Annotated in this window: 28 protein-coding genes; 8 read left to right on the top strand and 20 right to left on the bottom strand. The window is 69.8% G+C overall.

Annotated features, from left to right (window positions below):
• Positions 1–97 precede the first annotated feature (97 nt).
• The gene (locus ACWDNU_RS07555; protein ID WP_449668171.1) at positions 98–748 is read left to right on the top strand and encodes a TetR family transcriptional regulator; all 651 of its coding nucleotides are present in this window, start codon (positions 98–100) and stop codon (positions 746–748) included.
• Here the strand turns inward: ACWDNU_RS07555 and ACWDNU_RS07550 are convergent.
• Complete coding sequence (locus tag ACWDNU_RS07550; protein ID WP_449668170.1) at positions 726–1,568, bottom strand: SDR family NAD(P)-dependent oxidoreductase; 843 nt, start codon at positions 1,566–1,568, stop codon at positions 726–728. The two genes, ACWDNU_RS07555 and ACWDNU_RS07550, sit on opposite strands and share 23 nt — an antisense overlap.
• Complete coding sequence (locus ACWDNU_RS07545) at positions 1,565–2,494, bottom strand: SDR family NAD(P)-dependent oxidoreductase (RefSeq protein WP_449668169.1); 930 nt, start codon at positions 2,492–2,494, stop codon at positions 1,565–1,567. Before ACWDNU_RS07545 ends, ACWDNU_RS07550 begins: the two co-directional genes overlap by 4 nt.
• Before the next feature lie 71 nt (positions 2,495–2,565).
• Here ACWDNU_RS07545 and ACWDNU_RS07540 point away from each other — a divergent pair, with 71 nt between their 5' ends.
• Positions 2,566–3,480 (top strand): LysR family transcriptional regulator, encoded by a 915-nt coding sequence (locus ACWDNU_RS07540; RefSeq protein ID WP_449668200.1) that lies wholly within the window; start codon positions 2,566–2,568, stop codon positions 3,478–3,480.
• Positions 3,481–3,506: 26 nt separating this feature from the next.
• Here ACWDNU_RS07540 and ACWDNU_RS07535 read toward each other — a convergent pair whose 3' ends face one another.
• The 3 genes from ACWDNU_RS07535 to ACWDNU_RS07525 all read right to left on the bottom strand — a co-directional run bounded on the left by ACWDNU_RS07535 (position 3,507) and on the right by ACWDNU_RS07525 (position 6,002).
• Positions 3,507–4,061, bottom strand: a complete 555-nt coding sequence (locus tag ACWDNU_RS07535; RefSeq protein WP_449668168.1) for an isochorismatase family protein — start codon at positions 4,059–4,061, stop codon at positions 3,507–3,509.
• A gap of 26 nt (positions 4,062–4,087) precedes the next feature.
• Positions 4,088–5,485 (bottom strand): MFS transporter, encoded by a 1,398-nt coding sequence (locus ACWDNU_RS07530; protein WP_449668167.1) that lies wholly within the window; start codon positions 5,483–5,485, stop codon positions 4,088–4,090.
• 76 nt (positions 5,486–5,561) lie between these two features.
• The gene (locus ACWDNU_RS07525) at positions 5,562–6,002 is read right to left on the bottom strand and encodes a MarR family winged helix-turn-helix transcriptional regulator (protein ID WP_449668166.1); all 441 of its coding nucleotides are present in this window, start codon (positions 6,000–6,002) and stop codon (positions 5,562–5,564) included.
• 165 nt (positions 6,003–6,167) lie between these two features.
• On the opposite strand from ACWDNU_RS07525, the gene ACWDNU_RS07520 reads away from it, so the two are divergent.
• Positions 6,168–7,589, top strand: a complete 1,422-nt coding sequence (locus tag ACWDNU_RS07520) for a sugar porter family MFS transporter (protein ID WP_449668165.1) — start codon at positions 6,168–6,170, stop codon at positions 7,587–7,589.
• A gap of 40 nt (positions 7,590–7,629) precedes the next feature.
• Complete coding sequence (locus ACWDNU_RS07515) at positions 7,630–8,196, top strand: SIS domain-containing protein (protein ID WP_449668164.1); 567 nt, start codon at positions 7,630–7,632, stop codon at positions 8,194–8,196.
• Between the two features lie 62 nt (positions 8,197–8,258).
• On the opposite strand, the gene ACWDNU_RS07510 is transcribed toward ACWDNU_RS07515, so the two are convergent.
• The 7 genes from ACWDNU_RS07510 to ACWDNU_RS07480 all read right to left on the bottom strand — a co-directional run bounded on the left by ACWDNU_RS07510 (position 8,259) and on the right by ACWDNU_RS07480 (position 14,938).
• Positions 8,259–8,807 carry an SIS domain-containing protein gene (locus ACWDNU_RS07510; protein ID WP_449668163.1) on the bottom strand — a complete coding sequence of 183 codons (549 nt, stop codon included), beginning with the start codon at positions 8,805–8,807 and terminating at the stop codon, positions 8,259–8,261.
• A gap of 69 nt (positions 8,808–8,876) precedes the next feature.
• Positions 8,877–9,893 (bottom strand): NAD(P)-dependent alcohol dehydrogenase, encoded by a 1,017-nt coding sequence (locus ACWDNU_RS07505; RefSeq protein ID WP_449668162.1) that lies wholly within the window; start codon positions 9,891–9,893, stop codon positions 8,877–8,879.
• Positions 9,890–10,555, bottom strand: coding sequence for a hypothetical protein (locus ACWDNU_RS07500; protein ID WP_449668161.1), 666 nt, complete (start codon positions 10,553–10,555; stop codon positions 9,890–9,892). Before ACWDNU_RS07500 ends, ACWDNU_RS07505 begins: the two co-directional genes overlap by 4 nt.
• Positions 10,552–12,039, bottom strand: coding sequence for a xylulokinase (xylB, locus tag ACWDNU_RS07495; RefSeq protein WP_449668160.1), 1,488 nt, complete (start codon positions 12,037–12,039; stop codon positions 10,552–10,554). Before xylB ends, ACWDNU_RS07500 begins: the two co-directional genes overlap by 4 nt.
• 32 nt (positions 12,040–12,071) lie before the next feature.
• On the bottom strand, positions 12,072–13,061 hold the full coding sequence (locus tag ACWDNU_RS07490) for an ABC transporter substrate-binding protein (RefSeq protein WP_449668159.1): 990 nt from the start codon (positions 13,059–13,061) through the stop codon (positions 12,072–12,074).
• Positions 13,062–13,112: 51 nt separating this feature from the next.
• Positions 13,113–14,165 carry an ABC transporter permease gene (locus ACWDNU_RS07485; protein ID WP_449668158.1) on the bottom strand — a complete coding sequence of 351 codons (1,053 nt, stop codon included), beginning with the start codon at positions 14,163–14,165 and terminating at the stop codon, positions 13,113–13,115.
• Positions 14,162–14,938: an ATP-binding cassette domain-containing protein gene (locus ACWDNU_RS07480; RefSeq protein ID WP_449668157.1), complete on the bottom strand. Its 777-nt coding sequence runs from the start codon at positions 14,936–14,938 to the stop codon at positions 14,162–14,164. The genes ACWDNU_RS07485 and ACWDNU_RS07480 overlap by 4 nt, the downstream gene beginning before the upstream one ends.
• Before the next feature lie 199 nt (positions 14,939–15,137).
• On the opposite strand from ACWDNU_RS07480, the gene ACWDNU_RS07475 reads away from it, so the two are divergent.
• The gene (locus ACWDNU_RS07475) at positions 15,138–16,091 is read left to right on the top strand and encodes a sugar-binding transcriptional regulator (RefSeq protein ID WP_449668156.1); all 954 of its coding nucleotides are present in this window, start codon (positions 15,138–15,140) and stop codon (positions 16,089–16,091) included.
• Positions 16,092–16,250: 159 nt separating this feature from the next.
• On the opposite strand, the gene ACWDNU_RS07470 is transcribed toward ACWDNU_RS07475, so the two are convergent.
• A complete protein-coding gene (locus ACWDNU_RS07470; protein ID WP_449668155.1) occupies positions 16,251–17,159 on the bottom strand; it encodes a helix-turn-helix transcriptional regulator in 909 nt (302 codons plus the stop codon).
• Positions 17,160–17,321: 162 nt separating this feature from the next.
• Between ACWDNU_RS07470 and ACWDNU_RS07465 the strand changes: the two genes are divergently transcribed.
• Positions 17,322–18,551 carry an MFS transporter gene (locus ACWDNU_RS07465; protein ID WP_449668154.1) on the top strand — a complete coding sequence of 410 codons (1,230 nt, stop codon included), beginning with the start codon at positions 17,322–17,324 and terminating at the stop codon, positions 18,549–18,551.
• Between the two features lie 289 nt (positions 18,552–18,840).
• On the opposite strand, the gene ACWDNU_RS07460 is transcribed toward ACWDNU_RS07465, so the two are convergent.
• The 5 genes from ACWDNU_RS07460 to ACWDNU_RS07440 are packed head-to-tail and all read right to left on the bottom strand — an operon-like array spanning position 18,841 to position 22,160.
• Positions 18,841–19,698 carry an aldo/keto reductase gene (locus ACWDNU_RS07460; RefSeq protein WP_449668153.1) on the bottom strand — a complete coding sequence of 286 codons (858 nt, stop codon included), beginning with the start codon at positions 19,696–19,698 and terminating at the stop codon, positions 18,841–18,843.
• Positions 19,695–20,129, bottom strand: coding sequence for a cupin domain-containing protein (locus ACWDNU_RS07455; protein ID WP_449668152.1), 435 nt, complete (start codon positions 20,127–20,129; stop codon positions 19,695–19,697). Before ACWDNU_RS07455 ends, ACWDNU_RS07460 begins: the two co-directional genes overlap by 4 nt.
• Before the next feature lie 9 nt (positions 20,130–20,138).
• A complete protein-coding gene (locus tag ACWDNU_RS07450; RefSeq protein WP_449668151.1) occupies positions 20,139–20,474 on the bottom strand; it encodes a carboxymuconolactone decarboxylase family protein in 336 nt (111 codons plus the stop codon).
• A 25-nt stretch (positions 20,475–20,499) separates the two neighbouring features.
• Complete coding sequence (locus ACWDNU_RS07445) at positions 20,500–20,766, bottom strand: DUF2255 family protein (protein ID WP_449668150.1); 267 nt, start codon at positions 20,764–20,766, stop codon at positions 20,500–20,502.
• Entirely contained in the window at positions 20,763–22,160 is a 1,398-nt protein-coding gene (locus tag ACWDNU_RS07440) for an MFS transporter (RefSeq protein ID WP_449668149.1), read from the bottom strand. The genes ACWDNU_RS07445 and ACWDNU_RS07440 overlap by 4 nt, the downstream gene beginning before the upstream one ends.
• 102 nt (positions 22,161–22,262) lie before the next feature.
• On the opposite strand from ACWDNU_RS07440, the gene ACWDNU_RS07435 reads away from it, so the two are divergent.
• Both ACWDNU_RS07435 and ACWDNU_RS07430 read left to right on the top strand, forming a co-directional pair.
• Positions 22,263–23,189, top strand: a complete 927-nt coding sequence (locus ACWDNU_RS07435; RefSeq protein ID WP_449668148.1) for a helix-turn-helix transcriptional regulator — start codon at positions 22,263–22,265, stop codon at positions 23,187–23,189.
• Between the two features lie 90 nt (positions 23,190–23,279).
• Entirely contained in the window at positions 23,280–23,459 is a 180-nt protein-coding gene (locus ACWDNU_RS07430) for a hypothetical protein (RefSeq protein WP_449668147.1), read from the top strand.
• A gap of 94 nt (positions 23,460–23,553) precedes the next feature.
• On the opposite strand, the gene ACWDNU_RS07425 is transcribed toward ACWDNU_RS07430, so the two are convergent.
• Positions 23,554–24,735 (bottom strand): hypothetical protein, encoded by a 1,182-nt coding sequence (locus tag ACWDNU_RS07425; protein WP_449668146.1) that lies wholly within the window; start codon positions 24,733–24,735, stop codon positions 23,554–23,556.
• Complete coding sequence (locus ACWDNU_RS07420; protein ID WP_449668145.1) at positions 24,732–25,496, bottom strand: TIGR02391 family protein; 765 nt, start codon at positions 25,494–25,496, stop codon at positions 24,732–24,734. Before ACWDNU_RS07420 ends, ACWDNU_RS07425 begins: the two co-directional genes overlap by 4 nt.
• Positions 25,497–25,541 lie beyond the last annotated feature (45 nt).

The raw sequence follows: 25,541 nt of genomic DNA, 5'->3' as shown, positions 1-25,541 counted from the left end.
AGAACTGAGTTCTCTTAACTTCCAAGATAACAGAATCAGATTCTCTTATCTAGGCCGGCGCTATCCTGGCCGCTGCACGCCGAGGCGAGAGGACGGCATGAGCGAAACGCACGGGTTCATCCGAGCCCGCAGCCCGGAAAACCGGGAGCTGCGGAAACAGTCCATCCTGGACGCCGCCGGAGAACTGCTCGGCCGCGTCCAGGTCGCCGATCTCACCCTGCGCGACATCGGCAAGCAGGCCGGCATCGCGACCTCGAACGTGTTGCGGTACTTCGAGAACCGCGAGGCCGTCCTGCTCGAGCTGTTCAACCGCGAGTACACGTCCTGGCTCGACGCGCTGCCCGGCGAGCTGGGCTCCGGCTCGGACATACGCGCGTTCGCCGACGCCTACGCCGCCTCGCTCGCGTCTCGGCCGGTGCTCTGCGAACTCGCCAGCGTGCTGGCGAGCGTGCTCGAACGGACAGTCAGCGTCGAAACTGTGCGCGCCTACAAACGCGGTGCCCTGGCGAACAACGATCGGCTCGCCGGGACGATCCGCGACCGCCTGCCCGCGCTCACGCCCGCCGCCGCGCACGAATTGGCGTCCGCCACCATCGTGTCCATCGCCGGGATCTGGCCGCTGGCCCATCCCGGCCCGGCCGTCATCGCCGCGACCGAGGATCCTGATCTGCTCGCCGCGCACGTCGATTTCCCCGCCCGGTTCAGCCGGATGTTCGAACTGCTCGCTACCGCGCTGACCTGTCCGTAGTCCACGGCAGCACCTTGCCGAACCGGACCAGCTCCCCGTAGTGCGCCGGATCGACCGGACCCAGTGCCAGGTCCGCCAGCGGAACCGCCGCCTGCGCTGGGCTCGGCGCGGTGCTCACGTCCCACCACAGTCCCGACGTCGGCGTGTTGATCATCCCCGGGCAGACCGCGGCCAGGAGGATGCCGCGCCGGCGGTCCTCGGCCCGGCGCGCGGACGCCAGCGCGCGGACCGCGGCGACCTGGGCGATCTTCGACGGGATGTTGACGAACCCGGGCCACGCACCGGCGCGGGCGCTGCCGTCCCGGACCGCGTCTCGCCACGCTGCCACCTGCTCGTCCACAGCGTCCAAAGAGGACAGCTCAGCGAACCGGTCGTGCAGGACCGGGGCCAGGTGATGCAAGGTGCCGAGACTGCTGGCCACCACGATGAGCCGTCCGTCGTCGCGCAGCAGCGGGGCGAACGCGCGCAGGACCCTGGTCGTGCCGAAGTTGTTCACCTGAGTGTAGGCGTCGACGATCGCGCGCGGGTCGTCGTCAGGGCCGACTCGCATCACGGCGTTGTTGAATACGATGTCGACGCCGCCGTGCCGCTCCCGGAGCAGTTCGGCGAACCGTGCCGCCGCGTCGGGGACCGCGACGTCGAAGACTTCGCCGCGCACTCGCGCGCCGCCGGCGGGCAGTGTTTCGACGGCCTGCTGGACGCGGGTGGAGTCGCGGCCGGTGAGGTAGACGGTGTCTTCGGGGTTCATCCGCTGCGCGAGGCTTTCGACCAGCGCCAGGCCGAGTCCTTGGGTCGCACCGGTAATCACTGCGATCTTCATGCTCCCGCCACCAGTTTCTCGGAGTACGTCCACAGCCGTTCCGCACTGTCGGGGTCCAGGGCGTAGCGCGCCACGCCGTGCAGCTGCGGGGCCTCGCCGCGCCGGTCGATCGTCGGGGTTTCGTTGCAGTCCACGAAATACCGGCCGCCGACGCCGTCGAGCAACGGCGACGTCGCGAGCAGCACCGACGTGGCAGCGCCCTGCTGAGGCGTCTTCATCAGCTCCGGCCCGACCGTCCCGCTGCCGCGTCCGCCGGTGTGTCGCTGGAGATTCGTGAGGATCGCCCCGGGCATCAGCGCGTTCGCGGTGATGCCGTCGCCCGCCCATCGCCGGGTCGCCTCGACGGCGAACAGCACATTCGCGGTCTTCGACTGCCCATAGGCCAGCCACGGATCGTAGGCGCGGAACGCGAAGTGCACATCGTCGATGACGACCGGCGAGAGCTGATGCCCGCTGGAGCTGACCACCACGACGCGCGCGCCCTCGGCCGCGAGCGAGCGATGCAGACCGGTGGCCAACGCGAAGTGGCCCAAGTGGTTCGTGGCGAATTGCCACTCCCAGCCCTCCGCAGTGCGCCGCTCGGGGCAAGCCATCACGCCCGCGTTCGCGACGAGCAAGTGCAGCGGTCCTTCCCAAGCCGCGACGAACGCCGCCACCGAGGCCTGGTCCGTCAGATCCAGCGGCGCGACACGCACCGCGGCGCGGCCCGTCGTCTCGATGACGTCCTTCGCGGCCCGCTCGCCCGCAGCGGTGTCACGGACGGCCAGAACAACCTCCGCACCGGCCGAAACCAAGGCGCGCGCCGTCTCGACGCCCAGCCCGGAAGAACCGCCGGTCACGATCGCGCGGCGGCCGGAAAGATCAATGCCCGCAACGACTTCGGCAGCAGTGCTGGCGAAGCCGAACGGTGTGTGAATCAACGTCATGCCCACCACGCTAAGCCGCTTTTGGTTATGCAGGCAGCGAAATATCCTCAACCATGGTATGCGTGACTGTCATGGCCTTCACCGATGCTTCGCTGGTCGCTCTCCGAGTATTCCGCGAGGTCGCCGAACGGGGCACGCTCACCGCGGCGGCGTCCGCTCTCGGCTACACCCAGTCCGCGGTCTCCCGGCAGATCGCCGCGCTCGAACGGGCCGCGGGCGCGCCGCTGCTCGAACGGCGGCACGACGGCGTCCGGCTGACCCCGGCGGGCCGGATCGTGCTGCGCCGCGCCGCCGACGTCGTCGACCAGATCGACGCCACCGCGCGGGAACTCGCCGGCCTGCCCGAGGAATCCGGCCACGTCCGGCTGGGCTGGTTCGCCACCGCCGGAGCCGTCATCGTCCCCCGCGCGCTGGCGCTGCTGCGCGAAACGCACCCGGCGATCACCGTGACCTCCCGCGAAGGCAGCAGCCCGGCGCTGGTGCGCGCCTTGCGAGCGGGCACGATCGACCTCGCCGTGCTCGCGTCCGCTCCCCCGTACCGTTCGCTGGACACCGAAACCCCGCCGCTGCGAGTGCAAGTGCTCACCGAACGCAGTCTGTGCGTCGCGGTGCCGGAGAACCATCCGCTCGCGCACGGCGACTACATCGACGTCGCGGAACTGCACGGCCAGCGCTGGATCGCCGGCGCCGCGCAAGAACTCCAGATGGGAGCCTGGCCGGGACTCGCCGAACGACCGGTGATCGCGCACACTGCCCGCGACTGGCTGGCGAAACTCCACCTCGTCGCGGCCGGCTGCGGCATCACCACAGTGCCGCGCATGCTCGCCCCGACCGTCCCGCCCGGCGTCCGCGTCCTCCCCGTCCGAGGCGGACCGTCGGAGAACCGGCGGGTCGTGCTCGCCCGGCTCCCCCAGCCGATGCCAGAACCCGTCGCCCGCGTGGCCGAAGCGATCCGCGAAGCGACTCTGGCAACCGACGCTCGCTGAACCGCCGCGTGCGCACGGCGGAGCCCTCAGGCAGCGAGGAGGGAGAGAATCTCCGCAGTGGTCCCGGTTTCGCCGAGCCGGGGGAAGATCTTCGCGACCGAGTTGTCGTGCATCGAGACGTCCAGGTCGGTCATGGCGTCGACCGGCAGGGTCACGTGGAATCCGTGCTCGTGGGCCTGCCGCGCGGTCGACTCGACGCCGATCGCGGTGGAGATCCCGCACACGACGACCTGGGTGACGCCGAGTTCGCGGAGGTGCTCGGCCAGGCCGGTGCCGTGGAACGCGCCCCAGGTGTGTTTGGTGACGGTCTTGTCGCCGGGCTGCTGGCCGAGGTCCGGCAGCAGTTCCTGCCAGCCGTCGGGAAGGTCTGCGACCCCGAAACCGTGTTCGGTGCGGCCCGGGGCGCCTCCGGCGACGTTGACGAGCACGACGGGGAGCTGTTTGGCGCGGAACGCGTCGGCCAGCTTGACGGCATTGGCCAGGACGCCGTCGAACGGGTGCACGGTCGGCATGGCGGTGGCCGCGGACTGGAGATCGACGACCACGAGCGCGGTGACGGGGTCGATAGTGGTGACGGGCATGGTTTTCTCCTTGGTTGACAGGAAAGTCAGCGCCGCAGGGTGCGGTCGCCGAGAGTGAGGGCGGCGAGGACGAGGCTGGCGGCCGTCATGATCCAGGCGATCAAATGGACGCCGCCGTCGGTGACGTCGTGCTGGAAGACCAGGCCGGTGACTGCGCTGGCGCCGATGGAACCGACGTAGCCGAAGGTGCGCAGCAAGCCGGACGCGGTGCCGAGCTGCTCCGCGGGCGCGTGCTCGGCGAGCGCGATCTGGTTGCCCGCGGTGGAAAAGCCGATGGCGAGCCCGAAGACCAGGGTCAGGGCGACCACCAGGCCGATCCACGCGGTGGCGGTGAGCAGCAGGACGCCGGCCGAGCCGAGCAGGCAGGCGGCCGCGGCGGCGAGCACCGGTCCGCGGACGAGGCCGCGCCGGGAAAGCGGCGCGATGAGCAGACCCGAGACCAGGGTCATCGGCAGCAGGAGCAGCCCGGCCGCGGATTCGCTGAAGCCGCGGACGCTTTCGACCCACTCGGTGATGCCGTACAGCACGACGTACACGCACAACTGGGTCAAGCCGAAGCGCAGATAAGTGTTGGCGAGCCCGGGCTTGGCGGCAAGGAGCCGCACGTCCACGAACGGGGCCCGCGCCCGCAGTTCCCACCACACCAGCACCGCCCACAGCACGGCCGACAACACGAGCAGCCACCAGCGCGCGGAAGGCAGGCCGAACAGGAACACCAGCAGGGACAGCATCGCCCCGACGAACAGGACGATGCCGCACAGGTCCAGCTTCGAGGCGATTTCCCGCGCGGTCAGCCGATGCTCGCGCCGGGGATCAGGTGCGATCCACCCGGCCGCGGCGACGAGCGCGAGGACGGCGACCGGCACGTTGACGAAGAAGACGGCCCGCCAGGTCAGCGCGTTCACCAGGACGCCTCCGAGCGGAAGCCCCAGCGACGCGGTCGCGATCCCCGCGATCATCAGCCCGCCGAGGACGCCCCCCGGAGGCTTGTCCATCCCGGCGTCCCGCGCGCGGCGCTGGATCAGCAGCATCGCGGTCGGGTAGGCGCAGGAGGTGCCCAGTCCCAGCACCACCCGGCTCAGGACCAGCATCCACAGGTTCTGCGCGAACCCGCCGAACAAGCCGCCGGCGAGCACCAGCACGATGCCGGACACGAACACCCGCCGGGGCCCGAACACCTCGGCGGCCTTGCCCGCGGCGGGCTGGCCGATCGCGCTCGCCAGGTAGAGGGCCGCGACCAGCGCCGCGGTCTGCCCGATCGGGATCCCCACGTCGCGGGCGATCGGCAGAAGCGCAGTCGCGATCAGGGAACTGTTGACCGGATTGAGAGCCGAACCGAGGAACAGCGGCGCGGTGAACCGCCAGGAGAACGGATTGCCGCCCCTGCCCGGCCGGGCAGGGGAACACACTTCGGTCGAGGACACGGCAACCTTCTTCACGTGCGACTGGGCGCGACGAGCAGCCCCGCGTGCCGGGCACGGGAGCGACTGCGGGGTCAGGTCAGAAGCGCTGGGAAAGTCTTTCCAGCAACGGAGCAGCGGCCGCCAGGACAGCGACCTCGGCATCGGTGAACGACTCGCCGAGCGCGGCCGCCATGCGATCGGATATCGCATCGCGACTGGAATGCAGGACGTCGCTGCCCTTCGCGGTGACGGTCAGCAGCGACCGTCGCCGGTCTTCGGGATCCGGGGCCCGTGCCACCAGCCCGTGGTTCTCCAGCGACGCGACGGTCGCCCCCATCGACTGCGGGGTGATCTGCTGCGCCCGGGCGAGATCGGCGATCGCGATCGGAGCGGCCCGATCGATCTGTGCCAGCACGGACAGCTCCGGTGTCGTCAACTCCCCCTGCGCGGCGGCCTCGCGCGTGCGCCGCTTGAACGACCCCAGGGCCAGCCGCAGCGCGACAGCGGTCGAGCGGTTCACGGCGTCACGAGCTTCCATAATAAGAAGCCTAACCTTCGCAGTTTAAGTTGACAAGCTTAGCCTTCCTATTTCTCAGCCGCCCATATGGGCGTTCTCGTTGACAGATGAGCGACGTCGTTCTTTCATGCTCCGCACGAGGCGCATCGCCTCGCACCCTTGGACCGACGCCCTCAAGGAGGAGGAGTGGACATCTCAGTCCGTTCGGCGGCACTGCCCGCAGGGAATCCCGGCCCCTCTCGGCAGCACGGGAGCGGCGGCCGGTTCGTGTGGTTCGTCGTCGGCATCGCGGCGCTGGGCGGGCTGCTTTTCGGGTACGACACCGGGATCATCTCGGCCGCGCTGCTCTACATCGGCGACGAGTTCCGGCTCGGTTCCTTCGGCAAGGAGATCGTCACCAGCGCGATCCTGATCGGCGGCATCGCCGGGGCGCTCGGCAGCGGGCCGGTGTCCGACCGGATCGGGCGCAGGCCCACCGTGCTCGGGGTGGCGGTCGTGTTCGTCGCGGGCGCGGTGGGTTCCGCCCTGGCCCCGGATCCGGCGGCGCTCGTCGCCACGCGGTTCGTGCTCGGGCTCGCGGTCGGCGCGGTCACCCAGATCCTTCCGGTGTACATCGCCGAGGTCGCGCCCGCGGCCCGGCGCGGGTCGCTGGTGGTGCTGTTCCAGCTGATGATCGCGGGCGGCGAACTGGTGTCCTATCTGATCGGCTACACCCTGCAAGGGCAGTGGCGATGGATGTTCGCCCTCGCCGTCGTCCCGGCGGCCGTGCTGTTCGCCGGAATGCTCCGGCTGCCGGAAAGCCCGCGCTGGCTCGTGCTGCGGGGCCGTGCGGAACAAGCGCGCGGCGTGCTGGCCCGCATCCGCGGCGACCGCGGTCTCGCGGCGGCGGAGGTCGCCGCGATCGCCGGGGTGAACAACGAAGAACGGGGCAGCTGGGCCGATCTGCGGCAGCGCTGGGTCCGGCCCGCGCTCGTCGCCGCGATCGGTGTTTCCGTGCTCTGCCAGCTGACCGGGATCAACGCGGTGATCTACTACGCGCCGACCATTCTGTCCCAGTCCGGCTTCGGCACGTCCGCGTCGATCCTCGCGACCATCGGCGTCGGCGTGGTGCTGACCGGGATGACAGTCGCCGGCACGTTCATGGTCGACCGGGTCGGCAGGCGCAAACTGCTGCTGTTGTTCATCCCCGCCTCGATCGTCGCGCTGGCGGTGCTGGGCGCGGCGTTCCTCGGCGGCACTCCGACCGGCGCGGCTCGCTGGGTGGTGGTGATCTCCATGCTGGCTTACATCGCCTTCAACGGCGGCAGCCTTTCCGTGGTGATCTGGCTGCTGAATTCCGAAGTCATCCCGCTTTCGGTGCGCGGCAAGGGAACCGGGATCGCGTCGGTGTCCATGTGGGTCTCCGACCTGCTGGTCAGCCTGACCACGCTGACGCTCATCGGAGCCATCGGGGCGTCCGGCACATTCTGGCTCTACGGCGGAATTTCGGTGTTCGCCTTCGTTTTCGTCCTGCGCCGCGTACCGGAAACCAAGGGGCGCACGCTGGAGGAGATCGAAACGTCCCTCCACAAGGGAACGTTCCTCCCGACGGCCAGCCGCACCGCATGAGCGACGACACCGCCGGAAACCTCGCCTGACTGGAGAACCTGTGCCCCTTCAGCCCGACGCTCCTCCCGACGCCGACCTGGCTTTGCGGGAAATCGGCGACGCGGTGCGCAGCGTCGCCCCCGCCGATCTCGAGGCCGTTGTCGCCGAACTCCTGCACGCACGCCGCGTCGTCTGCTACGGCGTCGGACGTGAAGGCCTGGTCACCCGCGGCCTGGCGATGCGGTTGTTCCACGCCGGGCTCGACGCGCACCACGTCGGGGAAATGACCTGCCCCGCGGTCGGTCCCGGAGATCTGGCCGTGCTTTCCTGCGGGCCGGGGCGGTTGTCCACGGTCGCAGCCCTCGCCGCCGTGGCCCGCGACGCAGGGGCGCGTGTCCTCTGCGTCACCGCGCAGCCCGAGCTGCCTCCGGCCGACCAGGCCGACCGCGTGTTGTGCGTCAAGGCTCAGACGATGGCCGACGACCACGCGTCGGCCGCAGTGCTGCCGATGGGCAGTGCTTACGAGATCGCGCTGTTCGTGCTAGTCGACCTGATCACCAATGACGTCCGCCGCCGTCGTGCGGAATCGCTCGGGCAGCTCCGCTCCCGCCACACGAACCTGGAGTGACATCCGCCGTTGCGGACCGGCAGGAGGCCCCCGGTCCGCAACGGCGCGCGATCACCGCTTCGTTATTGGAGATTGGCGTGCCGGGCGCTCATCACGGCGTACGCCTGCGGATCGTCGGCGGTCAGCCCGAGAATCACCGCGTCCAGCAGCAACAACGCGCTCTGCTCGAAGAGGGAACCGCCGAATTGCCCGGTGCCCGCGGCCGGGACCTCGATCACCGCGTCGGCCAGGCCGGACAACGTGCTGCCGCCGTTGGCGGTGACGACCAGCAGCCGGGCTCCGAGTCCGGCGGCGAGCCTGGCGAAATGCAGGGTCACCGGAGTTTCGCCGGAACCGGAGAGCACCACCATGCCGTCGCCGGGGGCGATCGAAGGCGCGGTGGCCTCCCCGACCGCGTGCGCGTCGAAACCGACGTGCATCAACCGCATCGCGGCCATCTGCGCCACCAGACCCGATCGGCCCTGCCCGGCGCAGAACCACCGGCGTTCCCGGTCGGCGAACATCGTTGCCGCAACGGTCATCTGCTCGGCGGAAACCGCCGAGAGCACCGAAGCGACCTCGTCCCGGACGGCGATCCAGGCACCTGTCTCGCCGGTCGCCGATTCAGCCACTGCTGTTCCCTCCTTGCTCGCAAACTGTGTCTTCACCGCCGCACCAGCACTGTGCGCTGGCAAAACCGGTCACAGCCGCACCACCGCTTTGAGCGAGCCGGGAGTCAGGTCGGCGTTCAGGGCGTCCTCCGCGCGGTCGAGGTCGAACACGCCGGTCACCAGCGAAGCCAGGTCCGCCTGCCCGCTCGCGACGAGCTGCGCGGCGACCGGCCAGGTGCCGGTGTAGCGGAACACGCCGGTGACGTTCAGCTCGCGGTTCTGGATGACCGGGATCGGCAGCGGGATTTCGTCCGCGCCCATGCCGACGAGCACCACGCTGCCCGCCCCGCGGACCGCGGTGATCCCCGATTTCACCGCCGGGGTCGCTCCCGAACAGTCGATGAACGCGTCCACGCCCAGGTCCGCGACGGAATCCGCCAGCGGGTCGAGGGTCGTCGTGGCGCCGAACCGCTCCGCCATCGCGCGCCGCTCCGCGACCGGGTCGGTCACGATCACCTCGGCCGCGCCGTACGCTTTCGCCGCCTGCGCGGCGATCACGCCGATCGGGCCGGCACCGGCGATCAGCACCCGCGAACCGGGTACCACACCCGCTTTGCGGCTCGCCCAGATGCCGACCGACAGCGGTTCCAGCAGAGCTGCCACGTCGTCGGACACCGCGTCCGGCACCCGATGCGCGAACGGATCCTGGATCGTCACGTACTCCTGAAAGGCTCCGTCGACCGGCGGGGTCGCGTAGAACTCCATGTGCGGGCACAGGTTGTAGCGCCCGGCGGTGCACTGGGCGCACACCCGGCAGGGCCGCTGCGGCTCGATCGCGACCCGCTGCCCGATCCGCGCCTCCGGCACGTCCGCCCCGACGGCGACGACCCGGCCGGACACCTCGTGCCCGAGCACCAGCGGTTCGTCGACGACGAAATCGCCGATCCTGCCTTCCCGGTAGTAGTGCACGTCCGAACCGCACACGCCCACCGACGCGACCTGGACCAGCACCTCGTCCGCGGCCGGGACCGGCACCGGGCGCTCGTCGATCCGCAGTTGTTCCTTCCCGACCAGTACGGCCGCCCGCATGGTGCGCGGAATGCTCATCGTTCCTCCTCGGTGAATGGCGCCGGCGCGGCGAACAGCCGCCTGCCGACCACGACGTAAGCGACGCCCGCGGCCAGCACGGCGTCGAGGTTGTGCTCGCCCACTCCGCCGTCCACCCCGACCGGCAGCGCGGTCGCGGCACGGCGGGCCTTGCCGAGCAGGGCCGGGTCCGATTCGCCCCGGGTGCCCGGCGCGATCAGCATCACCAGCAGTCCGTCCACTTCGGACAGGGCGTCGGCGCACGCGGACAACGACGTCTCCGGAGCGACCGCGAGCCACGGCACGGCACCGGCGGCGCGGACGCGCGCGGCCACGGCCGCCGGGTCGGACACGCCTTCGAACGGGAAGGTCACCCGTGCCACCCCTGGGCGGCAGACCGCGTCGAGCCGGTCCATGGCGCCGCCGTTGAGCAGGTGGACATCGAGCGGGCCGGCGCCGTGCTCGGCGAGATCGCGGACGAGGTCCGCCCCGGCCGGATCGTCGTCGAAAACGTCGACGTGGACCCAGATCCCGCGCGCTGAAAGGAAACGCGCCGCCGCCCGGCGCTCCCCGGGCGGCACCGCGTACAGGCTGCCGCTCAACGCGGAACCAGCGGTGCGGGACACCCGATCGGCCAGTGCCGTGTTGAACGGCACCCGGACCAAGCGAGGTTCGGCCGTCATCGGCGGGCCTGCCCGTCGAAGCCGTCCCACTCCGCCACGATCCGGTACCGCGCCAGCAGTTCTTCGCGCAGTTCGGCGGTACCAGCGCGCGGGGCGGCGACGATTTCGGTCTCCGGAGCCCACTTTTGCCTGACCTCGCGCACGCTGCCGCCCGTGAGCACAGCAGCGGCCTGGACCGCCGCGCCCCGGGCAGTGGCTTCGTCCGCGTCCTCGGGATCCGCAACCGCGACCTCGCGCCCGGTCAGGTCCGCGAGCAGCTGCCGGTACGCCGCCGACCGCGCCCCGCCGCCGGTCAGCAGCACCCGGCCGGAAGTCCCGACACCGGCGTCGTTCATCCGCGTCTCGCCCCGGACGAGGCCCAGCAGGACCCCGTCGTACGCGGCGCGGGCCAGTTCCTCGCGCGTCGTACCCGAAGTGAGCCCGGCCAGCATCCCGCTCGCTCCCGGCCGGTCCGGTTTTCGCTCCCCGTCGAGGAACGCCGCCAGCACCGGCGAGCGCAGCGGATCCGCGGACTGCGCGAGCCGGGCCAGCTCCGCGTGGTCCACGCCGAGGATCCCGGCGGCCCAATCGGTCACCCGGGCGGCGTTCAACGTGGACACCAGCGGCAGGTATCCGCCCGCGCAGTCGGCGACCCCGTCGACCGTCCCCGAGGGGTCGAACACCGGATCCGGCGCCGTCGTGAACACCACACCGGACGTCGCGACGGTGTACACGGCGTCGCCGGGTTCGACCGCGAGGCCGAGCGCGGCGGCATGCTGGTCGCCGCCGCCGGGGCCGACCACGACGCCTGGCGGCAAGCCGAGCGCCGCCGCGGCCGACGCAGTGAGTTCGCCTGCCGCGTCGTCCGGGCCCAGCACCCGCGGCAGCATCGGCGCCCAGTCCCGGCCCGGGTCCACCAGCTCGAGGTACTCGTCCAGATAGCGGTCCTGCGCAGCGCTCCAGTACCCCGTGCCGGACGCTTCCGAACGGTCGGTCTCGTGCCGTCCGCACAGCCGCAAGGTCAGCCAGTCGTGCGGCAGGCAGATCCGGTCCAGCCGGGCGAATCCGTCCGGTTCGTGCTCGGCGAACCACGCGAGCTTGCCGAGCGTGAACGCGGCGGTCGGCAACGATCCGACCGCCTGAATCCATTCCCGCGCCCCGATTTCGGCGCGCAACCGCCTCAGCTGCGGCGCGCTGGTGGTGTCGTTCCACAGCTTCGCCGGGCGGATCGCTTCCCCGGCGTCGTCCACCGCGACGAGACCGTGGCATTGCGCCGCGACCGAGATCGCCGCGATGTCGGCCGTGCTGATTCCGGCGGTCTCGACCGCGGCGTGCAGAGCGGAGCCGAGGGCCTGCCACCATTCCTCCGGCCGCTGCTCGCTGCACGGCGCGAACGCCGGCGAGTGCGGAGCCGAACCCCTCCCGAGCAACCGTCCGCTCTCCAGTTCGCGCAGCTCGACCTTGCACGACTGCGTCGAACTGTCCGCTCCGGCGACGACTCGCACGGTCAGCTCCTTTCCTCCGGCGACGGAAACGATTAACAGGATTTGTAGACGTAAGGGGCGACGTCCGGCGAATCGACGTTCTCCTTGGTGATCGCCTTCAGCCCGGTGACCGTCTTCGGAGCCGCCTGCTCGTGCTTGCCCAGCGCGACCGCCGCGTCGACCCCGCGCACGCCCATGTCGAACGGGTTCTGCGAAATGATCGCGTCGATGTCGCCGGATTTGAGGGCTTGGACCTGGCTCGGCTGCGCGTCGAAAGCGACGATCTTCACCCCGGCCCGCGCGTTCGCGTTCCGCACGCCGATCGGCGCGCCGTCACCGGTGAAGTTGTCGACCGCGAACACGCCCTTGAGGTCCGGATTGGCGGCCAGCAGCGACGACACCTTGGACGCGGTCTCCTGCGCGGAGTGGTCCGCATACTGTGTTTGCAGCACCTGGATCTGCGGGTGTTTCTGTTTCATCCGCTCGACGAATCCCTGCACCCGCTGGTCGTCCGTGCTGCTGCCCGGCGGCTCGCTCAGCGCGACGACCTTGCCCTTGCCGCCGATCTGCTGCGCCATCGTGTCCGCGCCAAGCGCCCCGCCCGCGACATTGTCGCTGCTGATCTGGCTCGAGAGGTCCGCGGTGTTGTCGAGCTGAGTGTCGACGGTGATCAGGTTTATCCCCGCCGCTTTCGCCTCGTGCAGCGGCGAATACATCGCGACCCGGTCGGTCGGCGCGATCAGGATCGCCTGCGGCTGATGCGCGATCACCGAGGACAGCACCGGTTGCTGCGCCGCGGCGTCGAAAGTGGACGGTGCCGCGTAGCTGTAGCCGACGCCCTGCTTTTTCGCCTCGGTCTTCGCTCCGCAGTCGATGGCGGAGTAGAAGGGACTGTTGTTGACGCCGCCGACCAGCGCGACGTTCTTCACCGGCTGGGAGTTCGGGCCGCTGGCCACCGAGTCAGCGCTGTTGCTGCAGCCGGCCAGGCTGAGCAGCGCGACGGCCGCGACGGGCAGGAACGGGCTGCGGAGAATGCGGTTCATGATGGCTGTCTTCCTTGACAGGCCCGGGAATCGGGCGGGGAGGGGGATTCGCTAACGCCGGTTCTGGGCGCCGCGGCGCACCTGGTCGACGTAGACCGCGGCCACGAGCACCGCGCCGACCGCGAAGGTCTGCCAGAACGGCTGGACGCCGACGATGACGAACCCGGCCGACAGCGTGACCGGGACGAGAATGCCGATCACGGTGCCGAACATGGTCGCGATGCCGCCGAAGAGGCTCGTCCCGCCGAGCACCGCACCCGCGATCGTGGTGAGGTTGTCCGCGGTGTGCCCGCCGATCGTGGTGGTGGAGAACTGGGCGAGACTCATCATCCCGGCGACGCCGGCCAGCGCCCCGGTGAGCGTGTAGACCGCCACCAGGTGCTTCCGGACAGCCAGGCCGGACCGCACCGCGCCTTCGGGGTTGGACCCGATCGCCTTGGTGTGCACGCCGAATCCGGTCTGCCACATCACCAGGCCCGCCACCGCGGCCACCACCAAGCCGATCACCACCAGCAGCGGGATCCCGGCGACGTTCTCGTAGCCGACGTCGTGGCTGAGGACCTGCGGCACCGAACGGATGTCCAGCCCGTTGCTGACGATCTGGGCCGCGCCCAAGGCCATGCCCAGCGTGCCCAGCGTCGCGATCAGCGGCGGCACCCGCAGCACCGCGACGATCAGCCCGTTGACCAACCCCCAGAACGCCGTCGCGAGGACGCACACCGCGGTGCCCGCCAGCACCGCGCCCCAGCCCGCGCTCGCCCCGCCCAGCGCGTCCATCGTCTTCGCCGAGACGACCGTGCCGAATACCAGCACCGAGCCGACCGACAGGTCGATGCCGCCGGTGGCGAGCACGAACGTCTGCCCGATCGCCATCACCCCGACCACCGACGCGGCGAGCGCGATGCTGCGGAAGTTGTACGCGCCGAGGAACGCCTCAGGCCGCATCAGCGAGAAGACCGCCACCAGCACGAACAGGATCGCGACCATGCCCATGCTCGGCCGGCCCAGCAGCCGGCGGGCCAGCGACGGGACCCGCGCACCGCCTGCGTCCCCGGTGACCCGGGCGATCGTGGCCTCCACCGAGCTGTCGTTCTTGACCGTCATGATGCCTTCGCCTCCGCCGGAGTTCCGCTGGTCATGGCCTGCACGAGGTCGGGCACCTCCGCCTCGCCGCGCGCGAACGACGCGACCCGCTGCCCCAGGCGCAGCACCTGGATCGAGTCCGCCACCGACAGCACGTCGGGCATGTTGTGGCTGATCAGGATCACCGCGATGCCCTGGTCGGCGACCCGCCGGATCAGCTCCAGGACGCTGCGCGTCTGCGCGACGCCGAGCGCCGCGGTCGGCTCGTCCATCATCACCAGGTGCCGGGCCCACATCGCGGCCCGCGCGATCGCGACGCTCTGCTGCTGCCCGCCGGACAACGCCGCCACCGGCGCGCCCTGGTCCTTGATCCGCACGTCGAGGCCGCGGAACGTCTCCTCGGCCCGGGCCCGCATCGCCCGCCGGTCGACCAGCCGCAGCGGCGCCAGCGGCCCGCCGCGGAAGATCTCCCGGCCCATGAACACGTTCTCGTACGGAGTCAGGTCGGTCGCCAGGGCGAGGTCCTGGTAGACCGTCTCGATCCCGTGCTCTCGCAGATCCGCCGGAGAACTGAGCCGGACCGGCTTGCCGTCGATCCGCAACTCGCCCTCGTCCGGGACATACACCCCGGACAGGACCTTCACCAGCGAACTCTTCCCGGCTCCGTTGTCCCCGATCAACGCGGTGACCTCGCCGGCCTTGGCCTCGAAGTCCACCCCGCGCAGCGCTTCGACGTGGCCGAACGCCTTCCGGATTCCTCGCGCCTGCACGACGTACTGGGCAGCGGTGTCCACTCCTCCTCCTTCGTTGGGGGCTGGATGTGACGGACAGCAGACCCCGAGTTCGCCCATCTGGCCATTGAGCCGCCCATCTGAGCACTCGAACTCTGTGTCAGGTATGACAGCTCTCTCGCGCCCGTCTGTCAAAGGGTGCGCCCATATGGGCACGCGCGCGCTACAGTGGGCGGCACCGCAGCAGCAGGAGGAGGAACCCATGGGCCCGGCCGAACTCGTCCAGGCGACCGCGATCGCGCGGCAGTACTACCTCGAAGGCATGGCGAAGACCGACATCGCCGCCCAGCACGGGATCTCCCGCTACAAGGTCGCGCGCATCCTCGACGCGTGCGTCGCCGAGGGCATCGTCCGCATCGAAATCACCGGCAGCGCCGCGGTCGACACCGAACTCTCCGAACGGCTGCGCCGCCACTACCGGCTCAAGCACGCCCTCGTCGTCTCCGGGCCGTTCCCGGACGGCGAGGGACTGCGCGACGCGCTCGGCCGCGCGGCCGCCGACCTGCTCGCCGAGACCCTCACCGAAGACGACGTGCTCGGGGTCGCCTGGGGACGGACGCTGGACGCGATGGCCCGCCAGGTCAAGGATCTGCCCCCGTGCCGTCTCGTGCAGATGACCGGCATCGCCGGAGCCGTCCAGGCCAGTTCGGTGGACCTGATCCGCCAGCTGACGTCGGTCACCCGCGGCCCGCACCACCCCATCTACGCGCCGCTCATGGTGTCCGACCGGCACACCGGCGAAGCACTGCGCCGGCAAGCGGGCATCCACGCGGCAGTCTCCCGGTGGCCCGACATCACCGTCGCCGTCGTCGCGGCCGGCGGCTGGTCATCGCACGGCTCGCAGGTCTACGACGTGCTCACCGACGACGACCGCGAAGAACTCGCGAACCTCGACGTCGCCAGCGAAATGTGCTCGATCTTCTTCGACCGCGACGGACGTCCGGTGCCGACCACACTCGCCGAACGCACCATGGCCATCCCCCACTCACAGCTCGGACGCATCCCGGAGGTCATCGCGGTCGCCGGCGGAACCGAGAAAACCGAAGCGCTCCAATCAGTTCTGCGAGGCAGCACTGTCACGTCCGTGGTCACCGACGCCGCGGTGGCGACGGAACTGCTTGCCCGCGAGCCGGAAACCGAGCACGAACGCCGGTAGGTCCCGACACCGACGACGTGTTCCAGACGCCAGCCGTTCCCGGCCATGTGCTCCGTTCGTCTGTTCAGGACGCGAGTTCGATGGCGACCTGTCTCCTCAGGTGCGCGGGGCGAAACCGGCCGGACGGTCCAGGACAACGCGTTGCCCGAAGGTCGTTGCTCAGGCCCCGGATTTCCGATCGCCGACCCGAGCGGAATCCGGCACCTCTGTCGCGGCCCAAGAGGCGAGCAGCGTCATCGCGTCCGCGGACGGGCTGCCGGGTTCCGGGCTGTAGACCGTGAGCACCAGGCCCGGGTCGGCGGGAATCGGCATCGTCTCGTAGCCGACCGTGATGTCGCCGACGACCGGGTGGTGGAAGGTTTTCGTCCCGGTGTAGTGCAGGCGGACGTTGTGTTTCGCCCAGCGCACCCGGAATTCCTCGCTGCGAGTGGACAACTCCCCCACCAGGTCGGAGATCGACCGGTCGTAAGGGTCGCGGCCGGCGTCGGTGCGCAGCAGGTTGACCGCGCTGTCGGCCATGACGTCCCACTCCGGATAGAACTCGCGGGCACGCGGGTCGAGGAAGCAAAACCGCACGAAATTGACCGGCTGCGCGGGATCGGGGTGCAGCGGATCTGGGTACAGCGGAGAGTAGAACGCGTAGGACAGCTTGTTGCCACAGACGAAGTCGTGGCGCGCGTTGCGCACGAAGGCAGGCACGGTCATGGCGTCGAGCATCCGCTGCAGCATCGGACGCGTGCTCTTCGTGCGGCGCGGGCACGCGCGTTGCGGGCTCATGGTCGCGTGCCGGTGCAAGTCGAACAGGTGCGAGCGTTCCGCCTCGTCGAGCTGCAGCGCGCGGGCGATGGCGTCGAGCACGTTCTCCGAGACCGTGTTGACCTTCCCGCGCTCGATCTGGGTGTAGTAGTCGACCGACAGTCCGGCCAGCGTGGCGACCTCCTGCCTGCGCAGCCCGGGAACACGGCGTTTCGAGGCGTCGTAAACCGGCAGCCCGACCTGGTCAGGCTTCACCTTCGCGCGCCGCGAGACCAGGAACTCGCCGATCTCCGCGTGGTTCTCCTTGCCCATTCCGGCGACGCTACGACACGCGTCCCGCTCCTGCCAGGTGCCGCTCTGAGGGGTGCCGGCAGCACCCCTCAGACCTTCGCCTCCCACCCGGGTCTCCCGGGCGATTTCCTGGGAACCGGACATCGAGAACCTGGGCACACGCCACTCGGAAGGACGACGACGGTGAGCACGACTCGGCGGGCCGGCACCCGGACGCCAGCACTGGTCTACGTGATCGCGGCGGGCATTTTCCTGATGGGGACCACCGAGTTCATGATCGCGGGCCTGCTGCCGCAAGCAGCCGCGGACCTGGGGGTGGACGTCGCCCGGGCCGGGCTGCTGGTGTCCGCCTTCGCGGCGGGAATGATCGTCGGACCGCCGGTGATGGCCCTGGCCACGCTGCGGCTGCCCCAGCGAGCCACCTTGGCGGCGGCGCTGGTGGTGTTCTCGGCCGGGCACGTCGTCGCGGCGGTGAGCGACTCTTTCGCGGTCGTGACCGTCTCCCGCGTCGTCACCGCACTGGCGACCGGAACGTTCTGGGCAGTCGGCGCGGTCGTGGCCACGACCGTCGCCGGGCCGGGAGCGCGCACCCGCGCGCTGTCGGTGATGTCAGGCGGGCTGAGCCTCGCGGTGATCGCCGGGGTGCCGCTCGGCACGTTCGTCGGCCAGTTCACCGGCTGGCGCGGCCCGTTCTGGCTGCTGGCCGGACTCGCCCTGCTGGCTATGATGCCGCTGCTCCGCTTCATGCCCGCCACACTCGGCACGCACGCCGCCAGCGGGTCGGTTCGCCAGGAGCTGTCGACGCTGCGGCCGTGGCGGCTCTGGATCGTGCTCGGTGCGATCATGCTCGCCCAAGCCGGTTTTCTCGGCGCGTACAGCTACCTCAGCCCGCTGCTGACCGTCCGGGCGGGCATCCCGTCCGCGTGGGTTCCCTTGGTGCTGGTCGGATTCGGGATCGGCGCGCTCGGCGGCACCGCTCTCGGCGGCCGGCTCGGCGAACACCGTCCGCTCACGACAATCGCCGGTGCATTCGCCCTCACCTCGATCGCGTTGATCACCCTCGCGTTGACCGCCAGCCACTCCACGGTCGTGGTCGCGCTGGTCGTCCTGCTCGGTGCGTCCGGGATCGGCGCGAACCCGGTGCTGATCGCGCAGACGCTGCGTCGCGCGGGCAACGGTTCGACGCTGGCCTCGTCGCTGGCCACCGCCGCGTTCAACCTCGGCACTGCCATCGGCACCGCGCTGGCCGGAGAAACGCTGTCGACCTCGTGGGGCCTGATCGGGCCGGCCGCGCTCGGCGCAGTGCTCACCGGATCCGCGCTGCTGCCGACCGCCCTGCTCGCCGCGACCTCACGGCGGCGCACGACCACCGCGCCGGACGGCAACGCAGCCCCTGAACACGCCCAGGTCTGAGCTAGCTCCGGCGGTACAGGTGCACCGCGCAAAGACACCTCTCCGCCCGGCAACTGCACGTCGTGCGACACCCCGACACAGCCGACCTGCCCGCCCGGCCACGTCGATCGGACCGCCCGCATCGTCGACTCCTGCGTCCCACCGCCTCGACCACGCTGGGCACCCCGAGCCTGCCGGTCAGGTCTTTGACCCGCGAACCGCCTTCGTCGCCGCGTTCTGCGCCGACCTCCCGCACCTGCCGATCCGCGTGCCAGCCCGGCCAACTGCTCACCGGGCGCGCTGGTTGTTGTTATTTGTCACGGTAAACGGGGAACACGCTGGAGTCGCCGTAGTCTCGTTCGTCCAGGTTCCGCAGGGTGTCCATGTCCGCGTCGGAGATGACGAAGTCGACCTGCGCGTTCGAGCGCATGTGGTCGGGGTTCGCGGTTTTCGGCAGTGACACGGTGCCGAGCTGGAGCGTGTAGCGGATGCACAGCTGCGGGACCGAGACTCCGTACCGCTCGGCGACCGCCGCGACGGCGGGGTTGTTCAGGATCTCGCCGTGCGCGATGGGCGAATACGCCTCGACGAGGATGTCCTTGCTTTGGCAGTAGTCGATCAGCTCGGCGGGTGTGTTTCCGGCGTGCACCAGGATCTGGTTGACGTGCGGGGCGACGGTGCCGTTCCGGAGGATGTTGTCCAGGTCGGCTTGCTGGAAGTTGGAGACGCCGATCGTGCGGATCTTCCCTGCCTGATGCGCCTTTTCGAGTGCCCGCCACGCGGCGAGGTTGCCCTCGGCGTAGTCGCCGCCGCGGAAGTCGTTCCACGGTTGCGGAGAATGGATGAGCATGAGGTCGAGGCTGCCGATGTCCATTGTGGACAGCGACTCGTCGATCGCGGCCGCGGCCTGGTCGTAGTCCTTGATCTCCGCGGCGAGCTTGGTCGAGACGAACAGTTCCTCGCGGGGAAGACCGCTGGTGCGGATTCCTTCGCCGACGCCGTGTTCGTTGCCGTAGGCCTGCGCGGTGTCGATGTTGCGGTACCCGATCCCGACCGCGGCGCGCACCGCTTCGGCCGCCTCGTCGTCGTCGATGAACCAGGTGCCCAGGCCGAGTTTGGGGATCTCGACGCCGCCGGCCAGTGTGAAGGTCTCGTTCAGGATGCTCATGCGTTGTCTCCGTTCTTGGGCAGCGTGCGGTATTCCTCGTCGGTGACCGGCTCGAGCCATTCGTTGCTGACGTCCTCGCCCGGGGTGATGAAGGCGACGTGGGAGAACCAGGAGTCGGCCTTCGCGCCGTGCCAGTGCTTGGTTCCGGCCGGGACGCGGATCACGCTGCCCGGCTCCATGCTGATGGGAGCGTCGCCCTCGGCCTGGTACCAGCCGCTGCCTGCCGTGCACAGCAGGACCTGCTCGCCTCCGCCTCCGGTGCCGTGGTGGATGTGCCAGTTGTTGCGGCAGCCGGGTTCGAAGGAGATGTTGTTGACCGGGACGCTCCCCGAGGTGAGCGGGGCGTTGTAGCTCTGGCCGGTGAAGTACAGCGCGTAGGCGTCGTTCTTCTCGCCGAGCGGGAAAATCTGGTCGAAGTCGTTCGCGGGCATTGCTGGTCCTCAGTCCTCGTTCTCGATGATGTTCTTCAGCACTGTGGTCGCTCCCATGCCGTTCGGCCACCCGGAGTAGAAGGCGAGGTGAAGCAGGGCTTCCTTCAGCTCGTCGTCGGCGACGCCGTTGCGCCGGGCGTACGCGAGGTGGAACTGCAGCTGGTCCGTTTTCCCGAGTGCGGTCAGCGCGGAGATCGTGATCAGGCTGCGGTCGCGTTTGGACAGTCCGTCGCGCTCCCACACTTCGTCGAAGAGGACTTTGTCGGTGTAGTGCACCATTCCGGGCGCGAAGTCGCCGAAGGCGTTCTGTCCGCCAGTCCAGCCGGTGCTCTGGTTGTCAATCATGAGCGGGTTCCTTTCGATCGTAGGGTCAGTGCGCGGGGTCGAGGCGCAGGGTGGCGGCCACGGCCTGGTGGCCTGAGACGCGGACGGCCTCGGCGGCGAGCAAGGTGGCGCGGCGGTACCAGGCTCCGGCCGTTCCGCGGTAGGAGCGGACGGAGAGCGGCCCGCCGACGGCGACGACCCAGATCGGCACGAACGGCCGCAGGGTGCCGTCCGGGCGACGAGTGCTGATCCCGATTTCCTCGGCGTCGCCGAGCCGGGGCAGTCTGTCACCGGGCCAGTCCGGTTTGTTCATGAGGTTTCCTTCACAGTAGGGAGAAACAGGGCGAGGACCGCGGCCGCGGCCAGGACGGCGGCGGCGATCCACAGGCTCGTGTGCGCGCCGTGGACAAACGCTTCCGGCCGGGCCAGGAGCCCGCCGAACACGGCGACCGCCAGCGCACCCCCGACCTGCCGGCTGGTGTTGAACACCCCGGACGCGATTCCGGCTCGCTCGTGCGGCACGGCGTCCAGCAGCACCGCGGTCGCGGGCGGGGACACGGTCGGTCCGCCGAGGCCGACCAGAACCATCAGCACGGCGAACGCCCACAGCGGCGCGGAGGCGGGCAGCACAGCGACGGCGGCCAGCCCGGCGGCCATCAGCACCAGCCCGGCCACGATCAGGGTCTTGCGACCGAACCGCTCGGCCAGCCGCGCGGAGAACGGGGTCAGGACCAGCCCGATCAGCATCATCGGCAGGAACACCGTCCCCGCGCCCAGCGCGGTCAGGCCCCGCACCTGCTGCAGGAACAGACTCACCACGAACGGCAGCCCGTAGTAGCCGACCATGAACGCGAACCCGCTGACCACGGTGATCACCACGGTCCGGGAACGAAACAGGCCCGGCGGCACCATCGGGTGCGCCACCCGCCGCTGCGCGAGCACGAACCCGGCCCCGCCCAGGACGGCCGCCGCCAGCGCCGCTACCACGACCGGGTCGCCGAAGCCGCGGGCTCCCGCCTCGATCACCCCGAACGTGAGGGCCACCATCGCGACCGCGGCAGCGGCCTGGCCCGGCACGTCGAACGGCACCGCCCGCGGCGCCGAACGCCGGGCCCGGGCCAGCAGCACCAGCGCGACCGCGCCCACCGGGACGTTGAGGAAGAAGATCAGCCGCCAGTCCACCTGGGTCAGCGCCCCGCCCAGCACCGGCCCGCAGGACGAGGCGACCGCGCCGCCCATCGCCCACACCGCCACGGCCCGGCCGCGAGCCCGAGCCTCGGGGTAGGCCTCGCGCAGCAGCGCCATCGACGCCGGCATGACCGCCGCAGCGGCCGCGCCCTGCACGAACCGGGCGGCGACCAGCGTCCCCAGGCCCGGCGCGAACCCGCACGCGACCGACGCCAGCACGAACGCCCCCAGACCCAAACCGAAGGCCCGCCGGGCTCCCAGACGGTCCGACCACGACCCGGCGGTCAGCAGCAGCGCGGCGAACATCAGCGTGTACCCGTCGACCACCCACTGCAGCCCCGCAACGCCGCCGCCCAGCTCGGCCCGGATCGTCGGCAGCGTCACGTTCACCACCACCGCGTCCAGGGTCACCACGAAGAACCCCAGCACCGCCGCCGCCAGCGCCGCCCCGGCCTGCCCGTCGCGGCCCGCCGGACGATCCGGGAGGACGGCGGCCGACGAAATGGATGAGTCGTTCACGCTCACCAGCACACCGCGGTTCGCGCAGGCCAGACAGGTCGCGTTACGGGGGTACAACCTCAACCCCCCTCGCCGCGACCCCCGCGACGTACCGTGGTTGGCGTGGACAACCGCGAAGAGATCCGGGACTTCCTGCTGACCCGGCGCGCGAAGCTGACCCCCGAGCAGGTCGGGCTGCCCGGAGGCGGACGGCGCCGCGTGCCCGGGCTGCGCCGCGAGGAAGTCGCCGTCCTGGCCGGGGTCAGTCCGGAGTGGTACACGCGACTGGAGAAAGGCCACATCGCCGGCGTGTCCGAAGACGTGCTCGACGCCGTCGCCCGCGCCCTGCACCTCAGCGACATCGAACGCCAGCACCTGTTCAACCTCGCCCGAGCCGCCAAACCAGTACGCACACCGCCACGGCGAACCGCACCGAAGATCCCCGCCAGCGTGCAGCGGATCCTGGACTCGATGGTCGGCGCCGCCGCGTTCGTGCGCACCGGCCGGCTCGACATCGTCGCCGCCAACGCCCTGGGCCGAGCCCTCTACTCCCCCGTCCTGGACGAGCCCGCGCACCGCGGCAACATCGCCCGGTTCGACTTCCTCGACCGCCGTGCCGCCGACTACTACCCCGACCACGACGGCGCACTGTCCGTCGCCGTCGCACTGCTGCGCACCGAAGCCGGCCGCGCCCCGCACGACCCCGCCCTCACCGAACTCATCGGCGAACTCGCCACCCGCAGCGAAGCCTTCCGCACCCGCTGGGGAGCCCACGACGTCCGCTCCCACAAAGGCGGCGTCAAAACCTTCAACCACCCCGTCGTCGGCCACCTCGAACTCGCCTACGACTCCATGGAACTCGTCGCCGCACCAGGACTCGTCCTCACCGCCTACACCGCCGAACCCGCCAGTCCCTCGGCCGAGAGCCTCAACCTGCTCGGCAACTGGGCCGCCACCGAAACAGCACAGACATTCCGGCTCGCACAACCCTCAACAGAACACCGCGGCACGGACACGCTGTCGGACAAGGGCACCAACGAATCCGCCTGAACCCGGCCGACCAACCTCCCGTGCACCAGCACCCTGTCAGCGAGGTACTTCCGTCCTGTCAGAACGCCAAGGTATTTGAGGTGCTTCGCCATGACATGGTTGCTGGCGAGTTTTCCGCCGGAGGCAGTCAGCATTCCCGTCGAGCCGACGGTCATGGCCTGCTCGCGGGAGGCATCGCATGTGGACGTTCCGGGGTTTCGGCGCGACCAGTGGGTGCAGGCCAATCCAGGTGTCTACGACGTGTTAAAGCAACGTCGGCCACGCGGCTGAACCAACCCGCCCAGCACGTCATAGCTGGCCGGGCCGACCTCTCCGGCCTGGCCAGCGACCTAGACTGAGTTCTTATGGGTTGCCGTGGCCTAGCTCAAATCTGCTCCATGAGGGATCTAAGGCTCCGGTGCACATTGCCGGGGCGGTCGAGGCGGCGAAGTGCGTTGCCGAGATGAGAGGAGTGGGATCGCTCCCCCACGAGGTGATCGCAATAGGCTGCGCCCGCGGTCAGGTACATCATGTCGAAGAGGTCATTGCCTTCCCAGCGAACGGTCCCGGTCGAGAGCTTTTCATGGAGCACTTCGCGGAAGAGACCGAGCGCGGGCATGCGGGACACGTCGTCCTCGCTGTGGTCGAGGTACCACTCGGAGAACTCCTCGGCAGTAACGCCCACTTCAATGGCCGCCGCGGCGAGTTCGCCGCGCGTGTCATCCATGAACTTCGCGTGCGTCCTGCCGCGTTTCATCTCTTTGCTGCTCGGGTTGTCTTTCAAGAAATCGGTGAACTGCTGGAAACCCGCCGCCCAGCCGGGAACCGGGTTCATCGGGACGTGGTCAGCGTCGAGCATTGTGTCGGCGATACCGCCGATGCAGTCAATGGCGTGGAATACCCACCCCAGTTCCAAAGGCAGATCTCCGGGTGCCTCAGCCTGCGTCTTATCGCGTGCGGCATGGATGGCATCGGGCTCGAGGGTGACCGCCGCCGCGGGAGGGAGACACCGGTTGCGATATCTGGTCGTCAAAGCCTGGCGCAGCTCGAAACTCCGCAGGGCCAAGGGATCGCGAAGCTGCCATCCGGCTGACAACCGCAGCATCGTCAGCGCACGGGGGTACCGCTTCTCGAGATCGACCTGCTTGCAGGACTCCGCCATGTGCGCGGACGACAAGGGCAGTACTGCTTCGCGATCAGTGGCCATCTGGATGAGCTTGAGCGCGGCTGTCCGTTCTCGTTCATCTGGCACTCGCTCGGGCGCGTGAACCGCATTGGCCAGTGCGCTCCAGTGGTTCTGGTCGAGATAGATCGTCGGACGCCCCTTGACCGGCGCGAGGTCATCGGGTGCGGGCGTTTCGAAAACGATCGTGTCGCCTCGCCTCGTCACCACCTGCAGTTCGCGCGACTGCGGCAGGTAGGTCGACGATGCGAAGGCGCTGCTGTGCTCGAAGGGTTCCCGCGCTAACGGCATGGTCGCTGCCGTGCCGTCTGTGAGAACGACCGACATCGTTCCGTCACGAACGACGCGCAGCGCCTGGACTCGGTCGAAGAGAGAACTGCTCACTCCGCCTCCACTCTCGCGGACAGGTCGACGAAACGAGCCGCGTAGGACAAGGTCGCCAGCATCTCCAACGCTTCCCGCGGGCCTGGATCCGGCCATCCTGGATGCGCGACGAGGTTGCGTACAGCCAGGAATGCGCCGCGGACCAAGGCAGCGGCACCTTCGTGGGCTGATTTCCCTGTCCGCGAAGCCACGTCCAACCCGACGATCCGCAGGCGCGGCGATCCCGGTCCCGGATCAGATACAGAGAAGAGACCGCCGAGACTCTCGCCCGCTACGGCCGGGTCGGCAAAGCCCTGCAGCAGCCCCTCCAAAGCGGTCGCCGCAGTCTGGACTGCGGCCCGGTGGTGCCCGTCGTCCCACAAGGCAGCCGCGGCACCCCAGATCACTGGATGCAGTTCGGAGGCGACCAGCCGCGGCCCCACCGGTCCGATGATCTCAGCCAACTCCTCCCGCTGAGACAAGATCGCCATCGCCTCGACGATCGCGACGCGAGCCTGGGAAAACGGATGCCCGCCGTACATCCCCTCCTCGTGCTCGGTCACTTTCTCGGCGAGAGCGTCCTCGCCCATCGCCAAGATCACGTCATGGGCAAGCTTCGTGCGGGCTCGCACAGTGTCCCGTCCCTCGTCCAGCGCCGCAGCGAGGCGGGGATCCTCCTCAAAGGGGGGATTCTTTCCCCAGCGACGCTCGTACAAGGCTCCCCAGCGGTCGATGAGGTCCAAGACTTCGGCGAGACGTTCGTGGGCAAGCGCATCGTTCACAGCGAAAACAGTACGCCCGGACCCTGACAAAACCGGCGACCGTGC

Source organism: Amycolatopsis sp. NPDC003676 (genome assembly GCF_053587275.1).
The sequence above is the reverse complement of the archived record's forward strand: the minus strand, read 5'-3'. Positions and strand labels throughout refer to the sequence as shown.

Excerpts from the sequence above, each read along its gene's own strand:
- ACWDNU_RS07545 (WP_449668169.1), bottom strand. The coding sequence starts at position 2,494 with ATGACGTTGATTCACACACCGTTCGGCTTCGCCAGCACTGCTGCCGAA.
- ACWDNU_RS07455 (WP_449668152.1), bottom strand. The coding sequence starts at position 20,129 with ATGCCCGCGAACGACTTCGACCAGATTTTCCCGCTCGGCGAGAAGAAC.
- ACWDNU_RS07450 (WP_449668151.1), bottom strand. The coding sequence starts at position 20,474 with ATGATTGACAACCAGAGCACCGGCTGGACTGGCGGACAGAACGCCTTC.
- ACWDNU_RS07525 (WP_449668166.1), bottom strand. The coding sequence starts at position 6,002 with ATGGAAGCTCGTGACGCCGTGAACCGCTCGACCGCTGTCGCGCTGCGG.
- ACWDNU_RS07540 (WP_449668200.1), top strand. The coding sequence starts at position 2,566 with ATGGCCTTCACCGATGCTTCGCTGGTCGCTCTCCGAGTATTCCGCGAG.
- ACWDNU_RS07485 (WP_449668158.1), bottom strand. The coding sequence starts at position 14,165 with ATGACGGTCAAGAACGACAGCTCGGTGGAGGCCACGATCGCCCGGGTC.
- ACWDNU_RS07445 (WP_449668150.1), bottom strand. The coding sequence starts at position 20,766 with ATGAACAAACCGGACTGGCCCGGTGACAGACTGCCCCGGCTCGGCGAC.
- ACWDNU_RS07470 (WP_449668155.1), bottom strand. The coding sequence starts at position 17,159 with ATGGGCAAGGAGAACCACGCGGAGATCGGCGAGTTCCTGGTCTCGCGG.
- ACWDNU_RS07500 (WP_449668161.1), bottom strand. The coding sequence starts at position 10,555 with ATGACGGCCGAACCTCGCTTGGTCCGGGTGCCGTTCAACACGGCACTG.
- ACWDNU_RS07460 (WP_449668153.1), bottom strand. The coding sequence starts at position 19,698 with ATGAGCATCCTGAACGAGACCTTCACACTGGCCGGCGGCGTCGAGATC.
- ACWDNU_RS07550 (WP_449668170.1), bottom strand. The coding sequence starts at position 1,568 with ATGAAGATCGCAGTGATTACCGGTGCGACCCAAGGACTCGGCCTGGCG.
- ACWDNU_RS07505 (WP_449668162.1), bottom strand. The coding sequence starts at position 9,893 with ATGAGCATTCCGCGCACCATGCGGGCGGCCGTACTGGTCGGGAAGGAA.
- ACWDNU_RS07475 (WP_449668156.1), top strand. The coding sequence starts at position 15,138 with ATGGGCCCGGCCGAACTCGTCCAGGCGACCGCGATCGCGCGGCAGTAC.
- ACWDNU_RS07535 (WP_449668168.1), bottom strand. The coding sequence starts at position 4,061 with ATGCCCGTCACCACTATCGACCCCGTCACCGCGCTCGTGGTCGTCGAT.
- ACWDNU_RS07430 (WP_449668147.1), top strand. The coding sequence starts at position 23,280 with ATGACATGGTTGCTGGCGAGTTTTCCGCCGGAGGCAGTCAGCATTCCC.
- ACWDNU_RS07490 (WP_449668159.1), bottom strand. The coding sequence starts at position 13,061 with ATGAACCGCATTCTCCGCAGCCCGTTCCTGCCCGTCGCGGCCGTCGCG.
- ACWDNU_RS07555 (WP_449668171.1), top strand. The coding sequence starts at position 98 with ATGAGCGAAACGCACGGGTTCATCCGAGCCCGCAGCCCGGAAAACCGG.